The organism is Candidatus Poriferisodalis sp., assembly GCF_965237655.1.
Taxonomy (GTDB): Bacteria; Actinomycetota; Acidimicrobiia; order Acidimicrobiales; family Poriferisodalaceae; genus Poriferisodalis.
Genome location: NZ_CBDEGB010000002.1, coordinates 1,227,283 through 1,246,695, shown reverse-complemented (window position 1 = coordinate 1,246,695; position 19,413 = coordinate 1,227,283). Strand labels below are relative to the sequence as shown.

Genomic DNA, 19,413 nt, shown 5'->3' with positions numbered 1-19,413 from the left:
CGACCTTCTAGCTTGGCGTTGTCGGGAGACTGGAGGACCGGATGCTGGTCGAACGAATTGAAGCCAAGTGGATCGACGCCTTTGCGTCGGTCTTCGAGATGTGCGGCGTCGAGCCGCCCCAAACTGCCGCAATCCTGTCGGAGAGCCAGAGCAGGGCCGTCAACGTGAACCTCGCCGAACTGGCGCTGGATCGCCTCGGCGCACCGCCTATCCACGTCGTCGTACCCACGCCGCGCCAGTCGGCGCCGGTACCCGTGAGGTCAACGGGAGCGTCGGATGCGATCGCCGGCTCGACGGCGGTCCTTGCAGCCCTCGGCGCTGTGGACTTTGTCGTCGACTGCACGGTGGAGGGGCTGCTGCACGCACCGGAGCTCGGGAAGATCCTGGGCGAGGGCACCCGGATCCTGATGGTCTCCAACGAGCACCCAGAGGCCTTGGAGCGACTCCTGCCGGCGCCTGACCTCGAGCCGAAGGTGAAGGTCGGCATCAAGAAGCTCATCGGTGCTTGCGAGATGGCTGTGACCTCGGCCGCAGGCACCGACCTGGTCGTCGACGTGAGCGAGGCCCCGTGCGGGGGCGGCTGGGGGTACACCTCGCGGCCGGGAACGATCAGCCATTGGCCCGGCGGTCTGTGCCTCGCATTCCCCAAGGCCGGAACCGTGAACGGCACCATCGTGATGGACCGCGGCGACATGAACCTCACGTTCAAGCGCTATATCGAGTCACCGATCACGCTGCACATCAGCGACGACTACGTCGTCGAAGTGGAAGGCACCGGCACCGACGCTGCGCTGTTCCGCAGCTACACCGACGCCTGGGGCGACCGAGAGGCATACGCGACCAGCCACGTGGGATGGGGCATGAACCCGGGCGCGCGTTGGGACACCATGTCGATGTACGACCGAAGCCAGACCAACGGCACCGAACAACGGGCCTTCGCCGGCAACTTCCTGTACTCCACGGGGGCGAACGAGCACGCCGGTCGCCACACGCTCGGGCACTTCGACTTGCCGATGCGGAATCACAGCGTGCTGCTCGATGGCGAGGCGGTCGTGATCTCCGGTGTGCTGCAAGGCGATCTGGCCTGAGTACACGCGCCAGCGGCCTGCCGACCGGTCCCTACCAGCCAGCACTGTGAGCGACCCCCGCCCTCTGGCTACCGGAGCCGACCTTGCAGCTCGCGTCGAACGCTGGGCCGACCACTGCCCGGGCGCGACCGCTCTCGCATTCGAAGGGGTCGAGCACACCTATGGCTCCTTCGCCGACCAGATCGTCGCTACTGCGGGCTGGCTGGCGGCTGCGGGCATCGGCGAGGGCGACTGCGTGGCGTGGCTCGGTCCGAATCGGCCAGCCGCACTGAGGTTGATGCTCGGCTGTTCCTGGCTGGGCGCCATCTACCTCCCCCTGAACTCGCGCCTGGCACCGCCCGAGCACCGGTGGATCCTCGACCACGCCGGACCGAGCCTGCTGGCCGTCGACACTGAATTCGAAGAGCACGCAGCATTGATCGGCGCGCAGTGTGACACCCGCGTCGTGCCTGATGAGCCGCACGGCTTCAGCGCCACCGAAGGGGCACCTGCGCGCCGGGGCACGCCGGCACATCCAGTGCTGCTGGCATACACCTCGGGTACTACCGGACACCCCAAAGGCGCACTGCTGGACCAAGCGGCCATGGCTGCCAATGCCGTCAACTCAACGCACGCACACGACCTCACCAGCACTGATCGGGTGCTGACGGCCATTCCGTTGTTCCACGTCGGCGGGCTGAACATCCAGACGCTCCCGGCGGTGCTGGGCGGAGCGGCGGTGCTAATCCATCGCGCCTTCGATCCCGGGCTGTTTATCTCCGACGTTGAGCAGTGGCAGCCCACCTGGACGGTGCTGGTACCGGCAGCGCTCGCCGCCGTTGCCGCTCACCCGCGCTTCGCGAGTGCCGATCTCGGCTCGCTGCGCGGGATCATGACGGGATCGTCACCTGTTCCCAGTGCCGTCACCGGGCCGTACTTCGAGCGGGGCCTGCCGGTCGGGCAGATCTACGGTTCCACTGAAACGGCCCCGATCGCCGTACACCTGCGCTGCGACGAAGCGGCCGACCATCCGGGTTCTTGCGGCAAGCCGTCGACGATGTGCGAGGTGCGCATCGTCACCGACGCTGGCCCCGATGCGCTGCCTGGCGAGCATGGCGAGCTGTGGGTACGCGGCCAGAGCATTCTGCGGGAGTACTGGCGGGACCCGCTGGCAACCGCTGAGGCACTCACCGACGGCTGGTTCCGTACCGGCGACGTCGGTCACGCTGACGCCAGCGGTTGGATCTTCATCGATGACCGGCGCAAGGACATGATCATCTCCGGCGGCGAGAACATCTACCCAGCAGAACTCGAAGAGGTGCTCGCCCGGAGCGACCTCGTCGCGGAAACCACCGTCGTGGGAGTGCCCGATGAGCGTTGGGGCGAAGTTCCCGTGATCGTGGCGGTGCGTGCAGCACCGTCTGCAGACGCGCTCGGCCTCGAAGCCGGGTCCGACGATGCTGAGTCTGACGATGCTGAGTCTGACGATGCTGAGTCTGACGATGTCACGGCGGCAGCCCTGCTGCGCCTGTTCGACGGTCAGCTTGCGCGGTTCAAGCAGCCCAAGGCCGTCATCTGGCTCGACGAGCTGCCTCGCACCGCCTTGGGCAAAGTGCGCAAACACGAGGTGAAGGCGATGCTGGCGGAGCGCCGCACGGCAACACCCGACGACCGGAGGACCGCAAGATGAGCCAAGACTCCCCCGACCACGCCACGCAGTCCACGCCAGAGCCCACCGACGTCGCATTCATCGGGCTCGGCGTGATGGGCTACCCGATGGCCGGCCATCTCGCCGCGGCGGGCCACCGTGTCACCGTGTTCAATCGCACCACGAGCGTCGCGCAGCGGTGGTCCGACGAACACCCCGGAACAATCGCTACGACACCCTCGAACGCCGCCGACGAGGCGGAGATCGTGTTCATGTGCGTGGGCGCCGACAACGACGTGCGAGCCGTCGCCTACGGCGATGACGGGGCTTTGGCCGCCATGAGCGAGGGATCGATCCTCGTCGACCACACCACCGCCTCGGCCGACCTTGCACGAGAGCTGTCTGATGAGGGCGCTGCGCGTGGGGTGGGCTTTGTCGACGCACCGGTGTCGGGCGGCGAAGCGGGCGCGCGCAGCGGCGTCCTGACCGTCATGTGCGGCGGCGCCGCCGAGCACTTCGAACTGGCTCGCCCGGTCATCGACGCCTACGCCCGGGCTGTCACGCTCATCGGGCCCGCGGGCTCGGGGCAGCTCGCCAAGATGGTGAACCAGATCTGCATTGCCGGGCTGGTTCAAGCGCTGTCCGAAGGCCTTGAGTTCGGTCGCCGGGCAGGACTCGATCTCGACGCCGTACTGGACACGATTTCGCAGGGAGCCGCTGGGTCCTGGCAGATGTCCAACCGCGGCACGACGATGATGGCCGACGAGTTCGACTTCGGCTTCGCCGTCGACTGGATGCGCAAGGACCTCCGCATCGTGCTGTCCGAGGCACAGCGCAACGGCGCTCGGTTGCCGGTCACCGCGCTGGTTGACCAGTTCTACAGGCGCATCGGGGAACTTGGCGGCGGCCGCTGGGACACGTCCAGCCTCATTGCCCTGCTGCGCCCACCTGATCACCGGTCCTCAGCCGTCGTTTGAACTGATCCAGCTCGGTGCGCGCACACTGCGGACACCCCGTCCTCAACCGCTGATTGCCGCTGCATTTCATATCCGGCTCTCTACTCTGAGTCATCTCGGCTGCTGATCGCGCGGTCGGGCTCTTGACCACGCGACTGGTGGGACCCGCCATGCAGACTTCGGGCTCGCGCGGCGCGGCTTCAACGCGCCGTCAGCGCTCGAGACTGGCGTTCGCGGCGTTCGTGTTGGCATTTGCAGGAGTTGTAGCGCCGGTTCACGAGCCCTCCGTGTCGGCCCAGACCCTGACGTGCAACAGCGGCACCGCCGTGCCGAATCCCACTGGCAACTCCAGCCTCGTTGCAGACTGCGAAACACTGCTCGGCCTCAAGTCCACGCTGGCTGGATCGGGCCGGCTCAATTGGTCGGCGTCACGTGCGATGACGGGGTGGACGGGCATCACGATGTCGGGCGGTCACGTGACGGAACTCCGGCTGAGCAGCACCGGTTTGAGCGGCACGATCCCAACCGAACTGGGCAACTTGAGCGGCCTCACCACGATCTCCATGGCCTCGAACGACCTCAGCGGAAGCATCCCGGCATCGATCGGCACTCTCACCAATCTCCGCCATCTCAACCTCGCGCGCAACGAACTGCGAAAGCCGCTGCCGACGCAGCTGGGCAATCTCTCCAACCTCAAGGTGCTGTACCTCACGGGCGACATCCCCATCGAACTCGAGAAGCTGGTGAAGCTGGAAGAACTCAGACTCGCCGACAACAATTTGACTGGTTGCGTGCCCGGATCGTTGTCGTATGTCGCGAAACACGACATCGCCGAGCTCGGGCTCCCGTACTGCCGAGCCAAGCCAATCTTCCGGACCTCGGAATCCGGACTGCGCAACATCTCAGAGGGAGCGACCGTGGGAACCTCCGTGGGCAGGCCCGTGGCTGCGGTGGATCGCGACGGCGATCCGCTGACGTACTCGCTCGGGGGCACCGACGCTGGCAATTTCCAGATCGATGCATTGTCGGGACAGCTCCGAGTTGCGGCAGCCCTCGATCGGGAATCCCAGGAGACTCACTCCTTCACGGTCTCGGTGCACGACGGCACTGACCGCGACGGGGAACCGGTCACGTCGACCGACACGACGATCGACGTGACCGTCACGATCCTCGACGTGGACGAGGAGCCCACGGTGACCGGTCCGGCCACCGCAACAACAACCGAGAACGCCGACACCGTCCTGAACTACTACTCCGCCGTCGATCCTGAAGGCGTCGAGATCACCTGGTCGGTGGCAGGGGTCGACAGAGGGGCATTCGAAATCGACAGCCACGGCGCGCTGCGTTTCGCCGTTCCGCCTGACTTCGAGTCGCCGACAGACCGGGGCGGGGACAATAGCTACGACCTGCTGGTCCAGGCATCCGACGGATCAAACACAGTCTCGCTTGCGGTCGCGGTGTCCGTGACGGGCATCGACGAAGCACCGGTGCTGCTGGGCCCCCGTGCAGTCAGCCTGTCGGAGAACATCTCTGGCGAACTGGGCCGATACCGGGCGATCGATCCTGAAAATGCCACGGTGACCCTGACACTCGGCGGCGGCGACTCCGGATCGCTGAGCCTGGGTGACGACGGTGTGTTGAGCCTCGACAGCGCCCCGGACTTCGAACAGCCCGGCGACGTTGACCGCGACGGCGTGTACGAGGTCAGCATCGAGGCGTCCGATGGCGCGCTGACCACCTCGCGGGCGGTGCGCATCGGAGTGCGGGACGTGAACGAGGCACCCACCGTGAGCGGCGACACCTCGATCGAGCGAGATGAGCTGTACACCGATGAGACCTCGATCATCGGTCGGTACTCCGTCGACGATCCTGAGTCCGGGGATGTCGAGTGGAGTGTCGCGGGGAGCGACGGCGCTGATTTTGCGATCGACGCGTTCGGCAGCTGAAATTTGCCAAGACGCCGGATTTCGAGTCGGCCGCCGACGCGAATCGGGACAACGTCTTCGGGATCACCGTCGAAGCGTTCGACGGCGACCACACCGGTTCGCTCGCCGTAACCGTCAAGGTCTCGAATATCGACGAGAGTCCGGAACTGCGCCCCTTCGGGCTGTACCCGCAAGTAGGCAACTCGGTGCATCTGAGCCTCAGCGATCCCGACGGCAGCGTGACAGGCACGCAGTGGAGTTGGCAACGCTCGTCGAACCGTGTCAGCTGGTCGACGATCAGCGACGCCACGTCAAGTTCGTACTACCCGACATCGGGCGACCAGGGCCGATACCTACGCGTCAACGTCAGCTACAACGACGGTGAGGGCGACAACAAGACGGAGCGGTTCACATGGAACAGCGCGGTACGTGCGGAGCCCTCCAGCAACACGGCCCCCTACTTCGACTCGACTGCGGCAGCGCAACGATCGGTACCAGAGACCGATCCAGCCGGATATGCCGTCGGGCCCCCCGTCAGCGCCGATGACGACGATGACGATCCCCTCGTCTACTCCCTGAGCGGCGTGGGCAACGGCTCTTTCAGGATCGACGCGACAACAGGTCAGATCCGCACACATGCGCCGCTCGACGGATATCCGGGCCAAGCGTTTCATCTCACGGTCAACGCTGCGGACCCGTCGGGTGCGAGGGCTCAACGACCCGTCACCATCACTGTTCAAGACCAGCCGCAAGCACCCGTGCTGACCGGCCCCCGCGTCGTGCATATCGACGAACGCAACACAGAGGTCGCTTTGTTCGGCGCATACGATCCTGACCGCAGCGCGCTCAGCTGGAGCCTCGGCGGGCCCGACGAAGATGATCTTCAGATCAGCACGCGCCGCGAGCTGAGGTTCCAGCAGTTCCCGGACGCCAATGCGCCGGCCGATGCGAATCTCGATAACACCTATGAGGTCGACGTCCGCGTTTCCGATGGCAGCTTCACGGCCATGCAGCGTGTCCGGATCACTGTCGCTGACCTCGATGAATTCGGAAACGTGTCACTGTCGGAATCGCAACCGACGCCGGGAACTGCGGTGACAGCGACACTGAGCGACCCCGACGGCGACATCGCCAATCTGAGGTGGGAGTGGCAACGCAAGCGCTCCAGCGGGGAATGGACACCCATTCCCCGCTCCGCCTCGAACACCTACATCGTCACGAGGAGCGACTCTGGGTATTCCCTGCGCGCCGAAGCCGTCTATGACGACGACCATGGACCTGTCAAGTCGGCTTCCAGCTCCGGCGGTTCGTCAACGACGTCGACTACGTCGAACGACAACGGAAGCAACTCCCAAACAATCAGCAGCTCACGCTTGAACACCACCGGTGGCGGTGGTGGCGGCGGCGGCATCGACGGCGTGGAAGGGACGACGCTGTTTGTTGCCAATGGCTGGAGTCCAGCGGACGTCGGAGTTGCTGCGGCATTCGCAGCCCGCACAGCAGGCGCCGCGGTCATCTACACCGAAGGTGACCGCCTTCCGGCTGCAGTCCGGGCGCTCCTCGACGTCCGAACCGTTCACCTCATTCCGATCATCGGCGGTGAGACCGCCGTGTCCGAGGCAGTGCGCCAGTCGCTTGCCGCCTCCGAGCCGTTTGCGGACATCAAGCGCATCACGGGAGCGACGGGTGTCGAGACGTCAGTCCGAGCCGCCCGCTTGGCCCTCGACGGCACGCGTACGGGTGACGCAGTGCTGATCGTCGTCAATGGATGGAGCCCGCCCGATATCGGCATTGCCGCAACGTTGGCGGCGCGCCTGCCCTACTCGGCTGTCGTCTACACGGAGACCGCCGAGCTCGGAGCAGAGTTGCGTCAGCTCATCGCGGACACATCTCCCAACAGCATCCTCGTCGTCGGTGGCACGGCAGCGGTATCACAGACCGTCGAGGACCAGATCCGTGCAGCCGCTCCCGACACAGGCGTCGAGCGCATCAACGGCACCTCTCGGACCCACACCGCACAGCTCGCCGCGCAGTACCTCGAACAGCACTCCACGCCCCTTCCCGCCAACGAACGGGTCGTCATCGTGGCCAGCGGCCGGAGCCCGCCCGACATCGGCGTCGCAGCCGCGCTGTCGGCGCGCACGCCGGGCGCCCTCGTTGTCTACACGGCGCCCGGCATGCTGCCGGCCGAAACAGAAGAACTTCTCAGACTCGTCCAGCCGAGGTTGGTTCGCATCATTGGCGGGACCAACGCGATTCCCACCGCCGTTCAGAACGAGATCGCGGCTCTCTTGCCGTCGGGCGGCAGGACGCAACGCACCAGCGGCCAGACCCGGATTCACACATCCGTCAACGTTGCCCGCGGAATCCTGCCGAGGGACTAGGTGCCCGTAGTCCGCCCCGGTGTCGTCACGGCTCCCCCGCTCGAGCGGTACCGTGCGGGCCCGTGACGCACAGCGACCGCATCCTGATGGGACCGGGGCCGTCCAACCCCTATCCCGAAGTCATCGAGGCCTTCACCCGACCGGTGCTCGGCCACCTCGATCCCGAGTTCATTGCTCTGCTGGACGAGATCAACGCGCGCCTTCGAACCGTCTGGCAGACCCAGAACCTGCTGACGTTCCCCGTGAGCGCCACCGGTTCGGCAGGCATGGAGGCCGCCTTCTGCAACTTCGTGGAACCCGCCGACACCGTCGTCATCGGTGTCAACGGCGTCTTCGGCACCCGCATGTGTGACGTCGCTTCACGATGCGGTGCAAATGTTGTCGCCGTCGAGGAGCCGTGGGGCCGCGCTATCGACCCCCAGCGGCTCATCGACGCGCACCCCTCGCCCAAGATCATCGCGGTTGTGCATGCGGAGACCTCCACGGGTGTGCGCAACGACATCGCCCCGCTCGGTGAGGCCAAGGGTGATGCACTGTTGCTCGTCGACTGCGTCACGTCGTTGGGCGGGATCCCGGTCGACATCGACGGATGGGGCACCGACATCGCTTACAGCGGCACCCAGAAGTGTCTCGGGGTGCCACCGGGCCTTGCCCCCCTCACTGTCAGCGACCGCGCTCTCGAATCACTCGTGGCCAAGCCCCAGAGCTGGTACCTCGACCTCAACATGATCCGGGCCTATGTCGTCGGGGAGGGCGCTCGCGCCTACCACCACACGGCCCCGATCTCGATGCTCTACGCGCTGCACGCCGGCCTCGGAGCGGTGCTTGATGAAGGGCTCCACAACGCTTGGGCACGCCATCAGGCCTGCGGGGATGAGCTGCACGCCCGCCTGCCGGAACTGGGCTTCGAGCTGTGGGCCCAAGAGGGCCACCGGCTGCCCGAGCTGACCACCGTCACGCTGCCAGCAGGCTTTGACGACGTCGCCGGGCGGCGTACCCTGCTCGAGCGCTACGGCATCGAGGTGGGCGGCGGGCTGGGTCCCGTGGCAGGAAAGGTGTGGCGCATCGGCTGTATGGGCCACACAGCCCGGATGCGCAACGTCAGGATGCTGCTCGGCGCGCTCGAAGAGCTGGTGGCAGCCTGAGCTGCGGTCCGTGCCTCGTCTGAGGCCCGATCAGGGCGTCGGATGCAACGGCAGCAGTTCTTTGCCAAGCGCCGCTCGGTAGGTGTTGTGGAAGTGATGCAATGCTGCCGGCTCGTTGCGTCCGAACACGACGTGCTCGAGCGCCCCACTGCTGGCTGAGCGCTGCTGGCTGGCGCTCATCGCGTAGTCCTCATCGCGGATGATGTTCCCGAAACCACGATCGACCTCCTCGGCGAAGTGAGCGGCGTCGGAGTTGAGCGAAACATGAGGTCGCAAGTAGAACGAGATGCGGCTGATGTGCCGCCCCGGGTACCGGGCGTCGGGATAGGTACGGACCACGTACACAACACTGCCTGACGGGATGAACTGGACATTCGGGAACAGCCAGTACACGGGCAGTGTGGCGGTGCACAGATCCCAGTCGTCGCACCCACAGCAGGCCGTGCTTCTCGACCGCAGGCAACGGGACCAAGCCGAGCTCTGAGCGGTCCAGCTCCCCGAATTGGTCGGATTTCGGCAATCCCACCAATGTCCCGTCGCCGTCGTAGGTCCAGTTGTGGAACGGGCAGGTAAAACGCCGCTTGGTGCCGCGCTCTGCTGTTTCGACAACGACGCCACGGTGCCGGCAGACATTCACGAACGCCTTGAATTCCCCCGATGCTAAGCGCGTCAGCAGGATCGGCGTGCTCAGTTCGTCGAAGGTCATGAAAGAACCCGGTTCGGGGAGATCGCCCGACAGCCCGACGATCTGGGGGTATCGATCGAAGAACTCCCGCTGCTCGAGTGCTGCGAGTTCTGGATCGGCATACGCCGACGTGGGGTTGTAACGCACACCGCCGGCATCGACGTTGGTGCCAGAGTCGAGGCGCGCGAGCAGCGTCTTGATCTGATCGATTTGTTCGGCGCGCTTCACAGCCGGAATTCCGGCTCAGCCGGTGTTGAACGACTGTGCCAGGACGGAGAAACCCTCGGTGTTCTCAAGACGCATGCCGACGATTTCCTGGTACTCGGGCGAGTTGTACCAAGCCTTGGCGGCCTCGGTATCGGGGAACTCCAAGACAATGGTCTGGGGACCTGGCGGGGTGCCCTCCATCACCTCGGAGGCCGCGTCGAACGCAACCAGCTTGGCCCCTGCGGCTTGCACCGTGGGCGCTGCCGCCTTCTGGTACTGCCGATACGCATTGGCGTCCTTCACGACGTACTGAGCAATGAAATATGCAGCCATGCGCGGCAGTATGCCATCTGGCCGCGACTCTCAGCGAGTTGGGTGGGACCGGAGGTCCTCGCGGGAGACTCGTCGAGGCTCTTGGTGGCTCAGCGGAGCCAGTCGTTGAACTCGGGTTGCCGCTTGGCCAGGAATGCCGAGACGCCCTCTGCTGCATCGGGCAGGTGATCGGTGATTGCGGTCTTCGAAGCGATCTCGTCGAGAGATTGCTCCCACGTCATCTCCGCCGCCAGCAGGATCGACCGCTTGAGCATGCGCATCGCCACCTGGGGGCCCTCGGCCAGTTCGGCTGCGAGCTCGGCCGTGGCTGCGGGCAACTGGTCGTCGTCGACCACCTCATGGACCAGGCCCAGCTCATGCGCCACCGATGCATCGACGATCCGCTTGCGCATCATGAAGTCCGTCGCGCGGGCCACGCCGAGATGCTGTACCAGCAGCCACTGGCCGCCCTCGTCGGGCAGCAGGCCGAAGCGAAGCGTTGCAGAACCCATGCGAGCCGAGCGTGCCGCAATGCGGAAGTCGCAGGCCAAGGCGAAGCTGAAGCCGGTCTGGATGGCGAAGCCATTGATCGCGGCGACGGTCAGCTTGTCCAGATGGCGGACCGCTGTGTTGACGGCCTGCGAGATCGTCCGCAGTCCGTTGTAGGTGCCCGGCGCGTTGTGGTGGCCGCCGAAGATCGGCGCCGTGGAGCCCGGATGGGCTTCCTCGTAGCCGCGCAGGTCGTCGCCGGCCCAGAAGGCCCGACCCTGGCCGGTGAACACGAGCACGCGCACGTCGTCGTCCATCTGTGCCTGGGTCAGCAGTTCGACCAAGTCCCGCTTCATCGGCGCGTTCGAGGCGTTCATCGCCTCGGGTCGATTGAACGTGACGGTCAGGACACCGCTGTCCGCCAACGAGGTCTCAAATCCGAAGTACTCGGTGTCGCCTATTCCCGATTGACGCTGTGCCATTGCAACTCCCCGGTGGTCTCGCAGGTCGGTGGCCCCGAACCTAACGAATCTGCGGCGGCTGGATACGCTGCGCGCCGTGCCAGACCAGCCGCACGTCTCCCGAGCACCGTTCGCCCCCTTTGACGGTGTGCTCATGCTGCGGCTCGATACCGAGACGCCCGCTGGTGACCGGACGTACTACGTCACGCCCTTCGTGACAGATGGCGAGCGGATGTTTGTCTTCGACGAACCCGGCGATCGCAGTGATGCGCTCGAGGCACTGCTCATCGGCAACCGCACGGCTATCAGCTCTGCGACAACGGGTGGCCTGAGCATCGGCGCCATTGGGCGCAACCCGACTCCGGTCGAGGAAGCATGGGCGCGTGACGCTTGCTCGGCGCGCTTCTTCTACGACCAGGCCTTGCAAGACCTCGCCCAGCTCGGCGGCCTCGTGACCCTGCACCCCGTCTGAGCAGCCGTCTCTGCTGACTGCCGCTGTTCAGTCTCGGGCCGTCGACCGATGGAGACGGTCATGGGTGGGAGCTTCGATGCGGATGCGGCCGGGCGACCGGGCGTGTTTCCATTCGAGTCACCGGCCGATCTCGAGAGTTCGGGCGGGGTTGTTGGGCTGCGAGGCGGTGCTTTGGCGTTTTTCTGGCTGCTCTGGGGCGGCGGCGAAGCGTGCTGCTGGGCGCGCTTCCGCGCTGGCAGAAATGCCCAATGTCGCAGCCGCGCTGGGTGAGGGCCGCATCACCGCGGAGCACGCTGACGTCCTGGTTGGCGCGGCTGGATTCGCAGGTGGTGATGCCGTGGACGGGGCTTCGCGCCTGCTGGACACTGCGGCGTCGACGAATGTCGAGCGTACGCGTCGAGCCGCAAATGAGTGGATGCACGAACACCGCAAGGGTCTCACGCCCGCGGAGAAGTATCGCCGTCAGCGGGCACAGCGGCGGCTGAGCATCACCCAGACCTCGGAGGGCCTCACCAAGGCCACGACTCTCATGGATCCCGCCACCGGCGCAGCGTTCAAGGCGATCATCGACGGTATGGCTCAGCGGTTCGCCCAAGCCGAGCGGAACGACTGGACGCCGCCGGCGCCGCTGCCGCCCCTCGCGCCCGACCACCTCTCGGCACTGCCAGCCGGTGCCACGTTCTCCGTGGGGTCGCTGTCGACGCCTGCGACGTTCGATGGTGCAGCACTCGACACGTGTGATTCCCATGGCGCATCTTCGGCCTCGCGGCGGGGGTCGGCCTCGCCCGCAGACGTGACGTCCGGTTGCGCCTCGCACGCTCCGTCACCCACGGATGCTGTGCTGCGTCGCCGCAATCAGCTGCTGATCGTCGCCGACGCCCAATGGCGTGCCCTCGTTGCACGCGATCGAGGTTGCGTGATCTGTCAAGCGGCACCCAGTTGGTGTGAGGCCCATCACATCGTCCCGTGGAAGGCTCCCGCGAGGGGGCGGACCGACATCGACAATCTCGCACTGTTGTGTTTCCGCTATCACCACCAGCTCCACGACAGCCCTGGCTGTCTGCGGCGAACCTCGCCCACCAGCTTCGTCATCGACTACAACCGCCGACGCGAATAGGTCGCTCTCGCCGAGTTCCTCAGCGAGCGCCTGGCCTGGGAGCCGCGCAAATGCCTCGGCCACCAACACAGACAGCCCCCCTTGGTCGGACCTTATTGATCGAACAGCCCATCTAGGGTGCGCTGATGCGCACAGCCATTGGATTCGGGGGGCCGGCGTCGGGCAAGCGGCGTGATTGGGACGAACAGGTCGAGTTCCTGCGCGAGGCCGAGCGTCTTGGCGTGGACATCTTGTGGTCGGCCGAGGCGTGGGGCATGGACGGCGTCAGCACGCTGGCGTACCTCGCCGCAGTCACCGAACGGGTGAAGCTCGGCACCGGCATCCTGCAGATATCGGCCCGCGCCCCGGCGATGACCGCCATGACTGCGCTGTCAATGGCTGCGATGACGGGCGACCGCTTCATCTTGGGACTCGGCGTCAGTGGGCCTCAAGTCGTCGAGGGCCTCCACGGGGTGCCGTTCGCCGACCCGCTGGGGCGGCTGCGCGAGACCGTCGACATCTGCCGCCAGGCGTTCGCCGGCGAGCGGATCTCCCACGAAGGCCGCCACCATGTCCTCCCACTGCCGGGCGGTCAGGGCAAGTCTCTGCGTCTCTCCCAACCCGCCAATGACACCATCGAGATCTGGCTCGCGACCCTTGGGCCCAAGTCATTGCGCTACACCGGTGAGGCTGCCGACGGCTGGGTGGGTGTGTGCTTCGTGCCGAGCTGTCCCGAGGTCACCTGGGGTCAGGTGCTTGAGGGGGCCGCGGCGGCCGGGCGTGCGCCAGGTTCGGTGGCCTGCCAGGCCGGGGGCGCCGTCGAATTCGGTGACGATCTTGAAGCGCTGATCGAACCGCGGCGTCCCGGCGTCGCCTTCACGCTGGGCGCGATGGGATCGGCCACGGCCAACTTCTACAACGACGCCTACCGCCGGGCGGGCTTCGAGGAGGAGTGCCGTGAGGTGCAGCGCCTGTGGCTCGACGGCGATCGCGCCGCCGCCACTGCAGCGGTTCCGGATCGGCTGATCACCGAGACGAATTTCTTGGGGACCCACGAACAGGTCACCGATCAGGTGCGCGGGTATCGAGACGCCGGCGTGGACGTCTTGCGCCTGCAGCCCGAGGGACCCACTGCCATCGATCGCTTGGACACGCTCGCCCAGATGATCGACATCGTGCGAAACGTCAGTGCTGAACCCGCCAGCACAGGGCCCGTCGGCACTGGGCCCGCCAACACGTCGTCGTAGCTGTGCCCCCTGCACCGGAGCGTCGACGACTGCGCGAGGCCCACGGCTCGAGCGATATAGTCTTACTTATGACTAGAGAAGTAAGGAAACGTCCCCGGGGGCGCACGACGATTACGTCGAAGCATCAGGTCACGATCCCGGCTGAGGCGTTTGCCGCCGCGGGCCTGACCGCCGGCGACTCGTTGCAGGGCAGAGCGCTGGGCCCGGGACGTGTCCTGTTCGAGCGGGTCGGCGACCGGCTCGCCGAGACTGCCGGAATCTTCGACGGCATCTATCCAGAGAACGCTGTCGAGGTCCTGCGCGGTGAGTGGGAGTAGCGCGACTGGGCTGGTGGTCGTGGATGCCGGCGTGGTCATCGGTCACCTCGATCGGGCCAATCCGCACCACGACGCCTCCGCTCATGCGCTCGCGGCAGCAGCGTCGGTTGCCGAGCGCTTGATGCTGCCGGTCACGGCTTTCGCCGAATGCCTCGTCTACCCAGCACAGGCCGGTAGCAAGGCCACAGAACGATTCGAAGCAGCACTCGCAACGATCCCGATCGGCGTTCTTGACGCCAATGCCGATGTCGCCCGAACCGCCGCCGGCTTGCGGGCCGAACACCCATCGCTGAAGCTCCCCGATGCCTTCGTCATCGCAACCGCCATCGTCCACAAGGCCGATGCACTCTTGACCACCGACCGTCGATGGCCCGCCGCCCTGATCCGGTCGCTCACGCCCTCGTTAGACATCATCTGAACAGCGATCAGCACGAGAGCAGGCCGCGGCGTCACTACCGTGGTGTCCATGACCGAGGACCCTGTCACGTTCAGCGAATCCGAGCTGCGGGAGCGACTCACGCCGATGCAGTACCACGTCACCCAGGAGGCAGGCACCGAGCGGCCGTTCACGGGCGAGACGTGGGACAACCATGACGAAGGCGGGTACCGCTGCGTGGTGTGCGGCGCCGAGTTGTTCAGCTCAGAAACGAAGTTCGAGAGCGGTTCTGGTTGGCCGAGCTTTACCCAGCCCGTCTCGGGCGATGCGGTGGACACTGAGGCCGATCGCGCGTACGGCATGGTCCGTACCGAGGTGATGTGCAAGGCCTGCGGGGCTCATCTCGGTCACGTCTTTCCCGACGGACCGCGGCCGACGGGCGATCGCTTCTGCATGAATTCGGCGTCGTTGCAATTCGTGCCGACCGACGAGCCCGACTGAAGAGGGCCGACTGAGCACCGGCCCGGGACGTTTGCGGGGCGTCAGCTGGTGCTGTCAGTGTCGGATTCGTCTCCGATGTCGAAGCTGAGCTGCACGGCAATGGGCTCGTCGGGGAACAGCTTCACCACGTCCGCATCCAGCTCTCGGCGAACGCCTGCCACCGACAGCACATTGAGCATCGCCGCCTGACCCTGGCGCAGGAGGCTGAGCACCTGGTCGTCGTCGACCATCAGCACGTCGCTGCCGCTGATGACGATGGTCGCTGAGGCGACCTCACCCCCGAGCTGGTTGCGCAGGTAGTCGAACGCCCGGGCGATTGACTTCAGGTCGATGCCCTGATCGCGCATCTTCTTGGCGATCTTCAGTTCCACGAGGTCGTTGTAGGAATAGCGGCGGCGCGATCCGCTGCCTGCTGCCTCCGCGACCGACGGCCTTACCAGCCCCTTACGGGCCCAGTGGTCGAGCTGGCGGTAGCTGATCCCGACAAGTTCCGCAGTCTGCGGCCCAAAGAATCCCTCAGAGAATTCACCCGGTTCGTCAGCGACGGCTGTGCGAGGGCCGGCTGTCGGAGGCACGATCGCGCCTACTGATCCGGCGGAAGGCTCGGGCTGCGGCTTCGGTAGGTCATCGCTCTCGGAGGTATCGGGCTCGGGCAAGAAATCTCGCTGCTGGTTGGCCATCGGTGTCTCCTTCCCCGTCCAGATAGGGCTTTGCAAATCACACCCGGCGAACTACCGAGTTGTGATCTGTGCTCCAACAGAGCGTACGGGGGCGCGTCACCGCAGCGCAAGGGGCCACGCTGATGGAATGTCCGGCGCCCCCGAGATGGCCTGGGTGCCTGCGGGGTCGCCCTCGATCACGATGTCGACGCCCTCGGCACGCAGCACACCGGCGGTGCGCTGCCACGAGCGCTCCAGCACCCCGCGCCGGTTCGGTCCAATACCGCCCGCGAGTTCCCCGGCAATATCAACGACTGTGTAGTGCGGCCGATCCACCCACGTAGGAGTCGCGCCGAGTGCAGCTACCTCGATGCGACCCGCGGGCGTCTCGGCGAGCACCACCTCCACGAGGACACCGTCGACTGTAGCTGCCGGACACGATCTGCACGACAGCGGCGACTGGTTCGTGAGGAAATTGCCGAGCCCGAACATCACGAACTTGTCTCCCACTTTGCCGATGGGTTGGGGCACATGGGCGTGCGAACCAACGATGAGGTCGATATCGCTGTCTGCAAGCAGATTGTTGGCGAGTCTGCGTTGGCTGGCGTTGGGCACACTCGTGTATTCGGGGCCCCACTGGATGCTCAGGATGACGAATTCAGCTCCTGCAGCCACTGCAGCCTGAGCCTCGGCCTCGATGGCATCGGGATCAATGACGTCCACGGCCCAATCTCTGTCGGGCGGCAACGGAATGTCGTTGAGCCCATAGGTGTAGGACAGGTGGCCGATGACGATGCCGTTCACGACGTAGATCGAAGGCATCGCAGCCTCAGCAGGGGTTCGAGCCATGCCGGCATGGCCCAGCCCGTGACGCTCCAGCACCTCCAGCGTTGCTGTGATGCCGTCGATGCCTCGATCCAGAGAGTGATTCGAGGCCACCGAACACCCGTCGTATCCGGCATCGGAGAGCCCAACTGCGAGGTCGCCTGGTGCATTGAAGAGTGGGTAGCCGCTCAGGTCAGTGTTGTCGGCAGACAGCGGAGACTCGAGATGGCAGATCGCCAGGTCCGCGCTGGCAATGCTGTCGCGCACCTGGGCGAACATCGGTCGGTAGTCGTATCGAAGGTCACTCGAGCCGTTTGCGTGTGCTTGCCGGGTTACCGGTCCATGCGACAGAACATCACCGGTGAAAACCAACCGTGCTCGACGGGGGGCGGGGTGCGACGGCACCGAGACCTGCACCCGGGCGGCTGGCGGCACCGTTGGAGTCACCGCCGATAGAGGTTCCGTCGATGTGGCAGTCACATCGGTGCCTGCTGCATCGCTGTCGGCCAGAGACGCTGGAGGCGCACTGGAGGCCGACTCGCTCTGCGTCGGGACTCCGCTGGGAGCGCTGCAGGCCGCCAGTGAGGCAAACACCGCTGCGCTCAGCACCGCGAGAAGCCCAGCAACTCGCGGTTGCATGGGTCCAGTGGCTGATCGGACCTCGGCGACGGTCCGGTCACCGCGTCTCACTCTGGGTCGCTTGCCTCCGCCGCGGGCCCGAAGTCGTCGGGCTGCACATCATCAAGAAATTGCTTGAACTCGTCGAGAAGCTCATCGGGATCGACATCGGTGGGAGGATCAGGTGGCAGCTCAATGATCTGACCCGCCTCGTCGAGCACAGACTCGCTGGCGAATATAGGAGTATCGGCCCGCACTGCGAGCGCTACGGCGTCACTTGGCCGGGCGGAGATCGTATGGGTGGCCGAGCCGATGGTGACCTCCATCTCGGCAAAGAACGTGCGGTCGCGCAGGTCGGTGACAATGACCTTGACGAGGGTCGCTCCGAGAACGTCCAAGATGGCCGCCATCAGGTCGTGCGTGAGCGGCCTCGGCACGCGAATCTGCTCAATGCCGCGGTAGATCGCTTGGGCTTCAGGCGTGTCAATCACGACCGGCAGCACTCGCTGGGAGCCGCCGGTTTCACGCAGCAGCAGCAACGGGCTCTGCGAGGGCATCTCCACCTGCACGCCAAGAAGCTCCATCTCGACCATGCAACGAACACTACTTCGGCCCCTGTGAGCCATGAGCCCGGGTTATGGGCCCGGGTCGCGCCAGTAGCGGCGCAGCGCCTCCCCCATCACCTGGGATCGCAAGCGCTCGCACAGCGTCACCAGGCGCCCGAGGGAGCGTTGCGCGTCGAGGGCAGCAGATGTGCCGCCGGCATGGAGGACCGGCTGTATGCCCTGCTCGAACATGGCGGCATCGCGCGCCGCGGCATTTCGGATGACACGCAAGTGGCGGGCCTGCAGGCCGTACGTGGAGAACTCACGTGAGATGCGGGCGACGAGCAACGCGCCGCTGCCATAGCGGGGTTCGGGCGGTTCAAGCCCGAGGGATGCCTGCACAGCCGCTCCCCCAGGCGGCAGGGACCCCGCAGCATCGGCTTCGTCGAGGGGCACGAGCAGCCCGAATTCGGTCAGCTCGGCAACCTCGGCCAGAGTCAGCCCGCTCTCGGCGCTCAGCTCTGCCGCGTTGAACGTTCGCAAGTCGTCCGGAGCAGTCCACGGCGGCTGTGTTCGGTAGCCAGTCGCCTGTACCTCGGTCGGTCTGGAGCTCTCGGCTGCATCGCTGTCAGCTGGCGTCGCCGTTGCAGCCTCTTCCATTGGTTCGTGCGCCGCCGCTGGCTCGGATTCAGCAGCAGCAGTTGAGGTTGGCGATTCGCCGGCATCGTCGGCTCCGATGCCCCAGATGTCCACGAGGTGCTCGCCTCGATCGATGCGTTCCCCGATGATGCCCAGCGGCAGGTATTGGTCGCGCTGGCGAGCCAGGATCCAGCGCAGAACCTCGATGTCGTGGGGTCCGAAGCTGCGGTAACCCCCCGACGTGCGAGCCGGCGAGATGAGCTTGCGATCTTCGAGGAATCGGATCTTGGAATCGGTCAGATCGCCGAATTCGGGCCGCAGCAAGGACACGACCTCGCCGATCGACAGCCGCCCTCTCTTGGATTCAGGCTCGGACTGGGCGCTCACAGCCCGACCGAGGAAACCAGGTACAGCAGCTTGAACTTGCCGACCTGCAACTCGTCGCCGCCCCGCAGGGTCACTTCGCCGTCAGTGCGATTGCCGTTGACATACGTGCCGTTCAGCGAGCCCACGTCGCGCAGGATGTGACCGGCGGGCCCCAGTTCGAGAATCACGTGGCGCCGCGACACGGTGATGTCGTCGAGGAATACGTCGCTGTCGGGATGGCGCCCCACGGTGACCCGATCGCCAGCCAGTTCGAATCGTGTCCCCGACCGGTGCCCTGACGTGACCACGAGCTCCGCCGCGCCGCTGTAGGGCGGAATCTCGGTGGCACCGACCGGCGACAGCACCTCCGTGGGCGCATCGGCGGTTGGGTCCAAGCGCTTCCCGCAGCCGGAACAGAAGCGGGCATCGTCAGCGCTTGACTTGCCGCACGAACCGCAGGTGACAGCCATGAC

The 19,413-nt window shown here is 65.8% G+C and carries 20 protein-coding genes and 1 pseudogene; 12 read left to right on the top strand and 9 right to left on the bottom strand.

Features of this window, described 5'->3' with window-relative positions:
- Positions 1–41 precede the first annotated feature (41 nt).
- The 6 genes from ACPXYO_RS13845 (at position 42) to ACPXYO_RS13820 (ending at position 9,125) form a co-directional block, all read left to right on the top strand.
- Entirely contained in the window at positions 42–1,088 is a 1,047-nt protein-coding gene (locus tag ACPXYO_RS13845; protein WP_423921571.1) for a peptidase M29, read from the top strand.
- Positions 1,089–1,134: 46 nt separating this feature from the next.
- Positions 1,135–2,757 (top strand): class I adenylate-forming enzyme family protein, encoded by a 1,623-nt coding sequence (locus ACPXYO_RS13840; RefSeq protein WP_423921569.1) that lies wholly within the window; start codon positions 1,135–1,137, stop codon positions 2,755–2,757.
- A complete protein-coding gene (locus ACPXYO_RS13835; RefSeq protein ID WP_423921566.1) occupies positions 2,754–3,692 on the top strand; it encodes an NAD(P)-dependent oxidoreductase in 939 nt (312 codons plus the stop codon). The genes ACPXYO_RS13840 and ACPXYO_RS13835 overlap by 4 nt, the downstream gene beginning before the upstream one ends.
- Before the next feature lie 266 nt (positions 3,693–3,958).
- On the top strand, positions 3,959–5,617 hold the full coding sequence (locus tag ACPXYO_RS13830) for a cadherin domain-containing protein (protein WP_423921564.1): 1,659 nt from the start codon (positions 3,959–3,961) through the stop codon (positions 5,615–5,617).
- 185 nt (positions 5,618–5,802) lie between these two features.
- Positions 5,803–7,980, top strand: a complete 2,178-nt coding sequence (locus tag ACPXYO_RS13825; RefSeq protein ID WP_423921561.1) for a cell wall-binding repeat-containing protein — start codon at positions 5,803–5,805, stop codon at positions 7,978–7,980.
- Between the two features lie 62 nt (positions 7,981–8,042).
- The gene (locus ACPXYO_RS13820; RefSeq protein ID WP_420624174.1) at positions 8,043–9,125 is read left to right on the top strand and encodes a pyridoxal-phosphate-dependent aminotransferase family protein; all 1,083 of its coding nucleotides are present in this window, start codon (positions 8,043–8,045) and stop codon (positions 9,123–9,125) included.
- 30 nt (positions 9,126–9,155) lie between these two features.
- Here ACPXYO_RS13820 and ACPXYO_RS13815 read toward each other — a convergent pair whose 3' ends face one another.
- The 4 genes and pseudogenes from ACPXYO_RS13815 to ACPXYO_RS13800 all read right to left on the bottom strand — a co-directional run bounded on the left by ACPXYO_RS13815 (position 9,156) and on the right by ACPXYO_RS13800 (position 11,300).
- On the bottom strand, positions 9,156–9,518 hold the full coding sequence (locus ACPXYO_RS13815; RefSeq protein WP_423921557.1) for an SRPBCC family protein: 363 nt from the start codon (positions 9,516–9,518) through the stop codon (positions 9,156–9,158).
- 121 nt (positions 9,519–9,639) lie between these two features.
- Positions 9,640–9,957 (bottom strand): annotated as a pseudogene (locus tag ACPXYO_RS13810) (aromatic ring-hydroxylating oxygenase subunit alpha); the annotation flags it as partial.
- Positions 9,958–10,053: 96 nt separating this feature from the next.
- Positions 10,054–10,350: a DUF1330 domain-containing protein gene (locus tag ACPXYO_RS13805; protein ID WP_420624176.1), complete on the bottom strand. Its 297-nt coding sequence runs from the start codon at positions 10,348–10,350 to the stop codon at positions 10,054–10,056.
- Between the two features lie 89 nt (positions 10,351–10,439).
- Entirely contained in the window at positions 10,440–11,300 is an 861-nt protein-coding gene (locus ACPXYO_RS13800; protein WP_423921553.1) for an enoyl-CoA hydratase/isomerase family protein, read from the bottom strand.
- Positions 11,301–11,376: 76 nt separating this feature from the next.
- On the opposite strand from ACPXYO_RS13800, the gene ACPXYO_RS13795 reads away from it, so the two are divergent.
- From ACPXYO_RS13795 to msrB, 6 genes are all read left to right on the top strand, one after another.
- Positions 11,377–11,751 carry a hypothetical protein gene (locus tag ACPXYO_RS13795; RefSeq protein ID WP_423921548.1) on the top strand — a complete coding sequence of 125 codons (375 nt, stop codon included), beginning with the start codon at positions 11,377–11,379 and terminating at the stop codon, positions 11,749–11,751.
- A 241-nt stretch (positions 11,752–11,992) separates the two neighbouring features.
- Positions 11,993–12,868, top strand: a complete 876-nt coding sequence (locus ACPXYO_RS13790) for an HNH endonuclease signature motif containing protein (protein WP_423921545.1) — start codon at positions 11,993–11,995, stop codon at positions 12,866–12,868.
- Between the two features lie 125 nt (positions 12,869–12,993).
- Complete coding sequence (locus ACPXYO_RS13785) at positions 12,994–14,094, top strand: LLM class flavin-dependent oxidoreductase (RefSeq protein WP_423921542.1); 1,101 nt, start codon at positions 12,994–12,996, stop codon at positions 14,092–14,094.
- Positions 14,095–14,162: 68 nt separating this feature from the next.
- Entirely contained in the window at positions 14,163–14,411 is a 249-nt protein-coding gene (locus ACPXYO_RS13780) for an AbrB/MazE/SpoVT family DNA-binding domain-containing protein (RefSeq protein ID WP_420624180.1), read from the top strand.
- A complete protein-coding gene (locus ACPXYO_RS13775; RefSeq protein WP_423921539.1) occupies positions 14,398–14,829 on the top strand; it encodes a type II toxin-antitoxin system VapC family toxin in 432 nt (143 codons plus the stop codon). The genes ACPXYO_RS13780 and ACPXYO_RS13775 overlap by 14 nt, the downstream gene beginning before the upstream one ends.
- Positions 14,830–14,877: 48 nt before the next feature.
- Entirely contained in the window at positions 14,878–15,288 is a 411-nt protein-coding gene (gene msrB, locus ACPXYO_RS13770; RefSeq protein WP_423921536.1) for a peptide-methionine (R)-S-oxide reductase MsrB, read from the top strand.
- Positions 15,289–15,329: 41 nt separating this feature from the next.
- On the opposite strand, the gene ACPXYO_RS13765 is transcribed toward msrB, so the two are convergent.
- The 5 genes from ACPXYO_RS13765 to ACPXYO_RS13745 all read right to left on the bottom strand — a co-directional run bounded on the left by ACPXYO_RS13765 (position 15,330) and on the right by ACPXYO_RS13745 (position 19,410).
- Positions 15,330–15,968 (bottom strand): MerR family transcriptional regulator, encoded by a 639-nt coding sequence (locus ACPXYO_RS13765; protein ID WP_423921534.1) that lies wholly within the window; start codon positions 15,966–15,968, stop codon positions 15,330–15,332.
- 96 nt (positions 15,969–16,064) lie between these two features.
- Complete coding sequence (locus ACPXYO_RS13760) at positions 16,065–17,411, bottom strand: CapA family protein (protein ID WP_423921531.1); 1,347 nt, start codon at positions 17,409–17,411, stop codon at positions 16,065–16,067.
- Positions 17,412–17,458: 47 nt separating this feature from the next.
- On the bottom strand, positions 17,459–17,983 hold the full coding sequence (locus ACPXYO_RS13755) for a bifunctional nuclease family protein (protein WP_420624185.1): 525 nt from the start codon (positions 17,981–17,983) through the stop codon (positions 17,459–17,461).
- A 42-nt stretch (positions 17,984–18,025) separates the two neighbouring features.
- Positions 18,026–18,961, bottom strand: coding sequence for a MerR family transcriptional regulator (locus ACPXYO_RS13750; protein WP_423921528.1), 936 nt, complete (start codon positions 18,959–18,961; stop codon positions 18,026–18,028).
- Entirely contained in the window at positions 18,958–19,410 is a 453-nt protein-coding gene (locus tag ACPXYO_RS13745) for an FHA domain-containing protein (protein WP_423921525.1), read from the bottom strand. The genes ACPXYO_RS13750 and ACPXYO_RS13745 overlap by 4 nt, the downstream gene beginning before the upstream one ends.
- Positions 19,411–19,413: the final 3 nt, after the last annotated feature.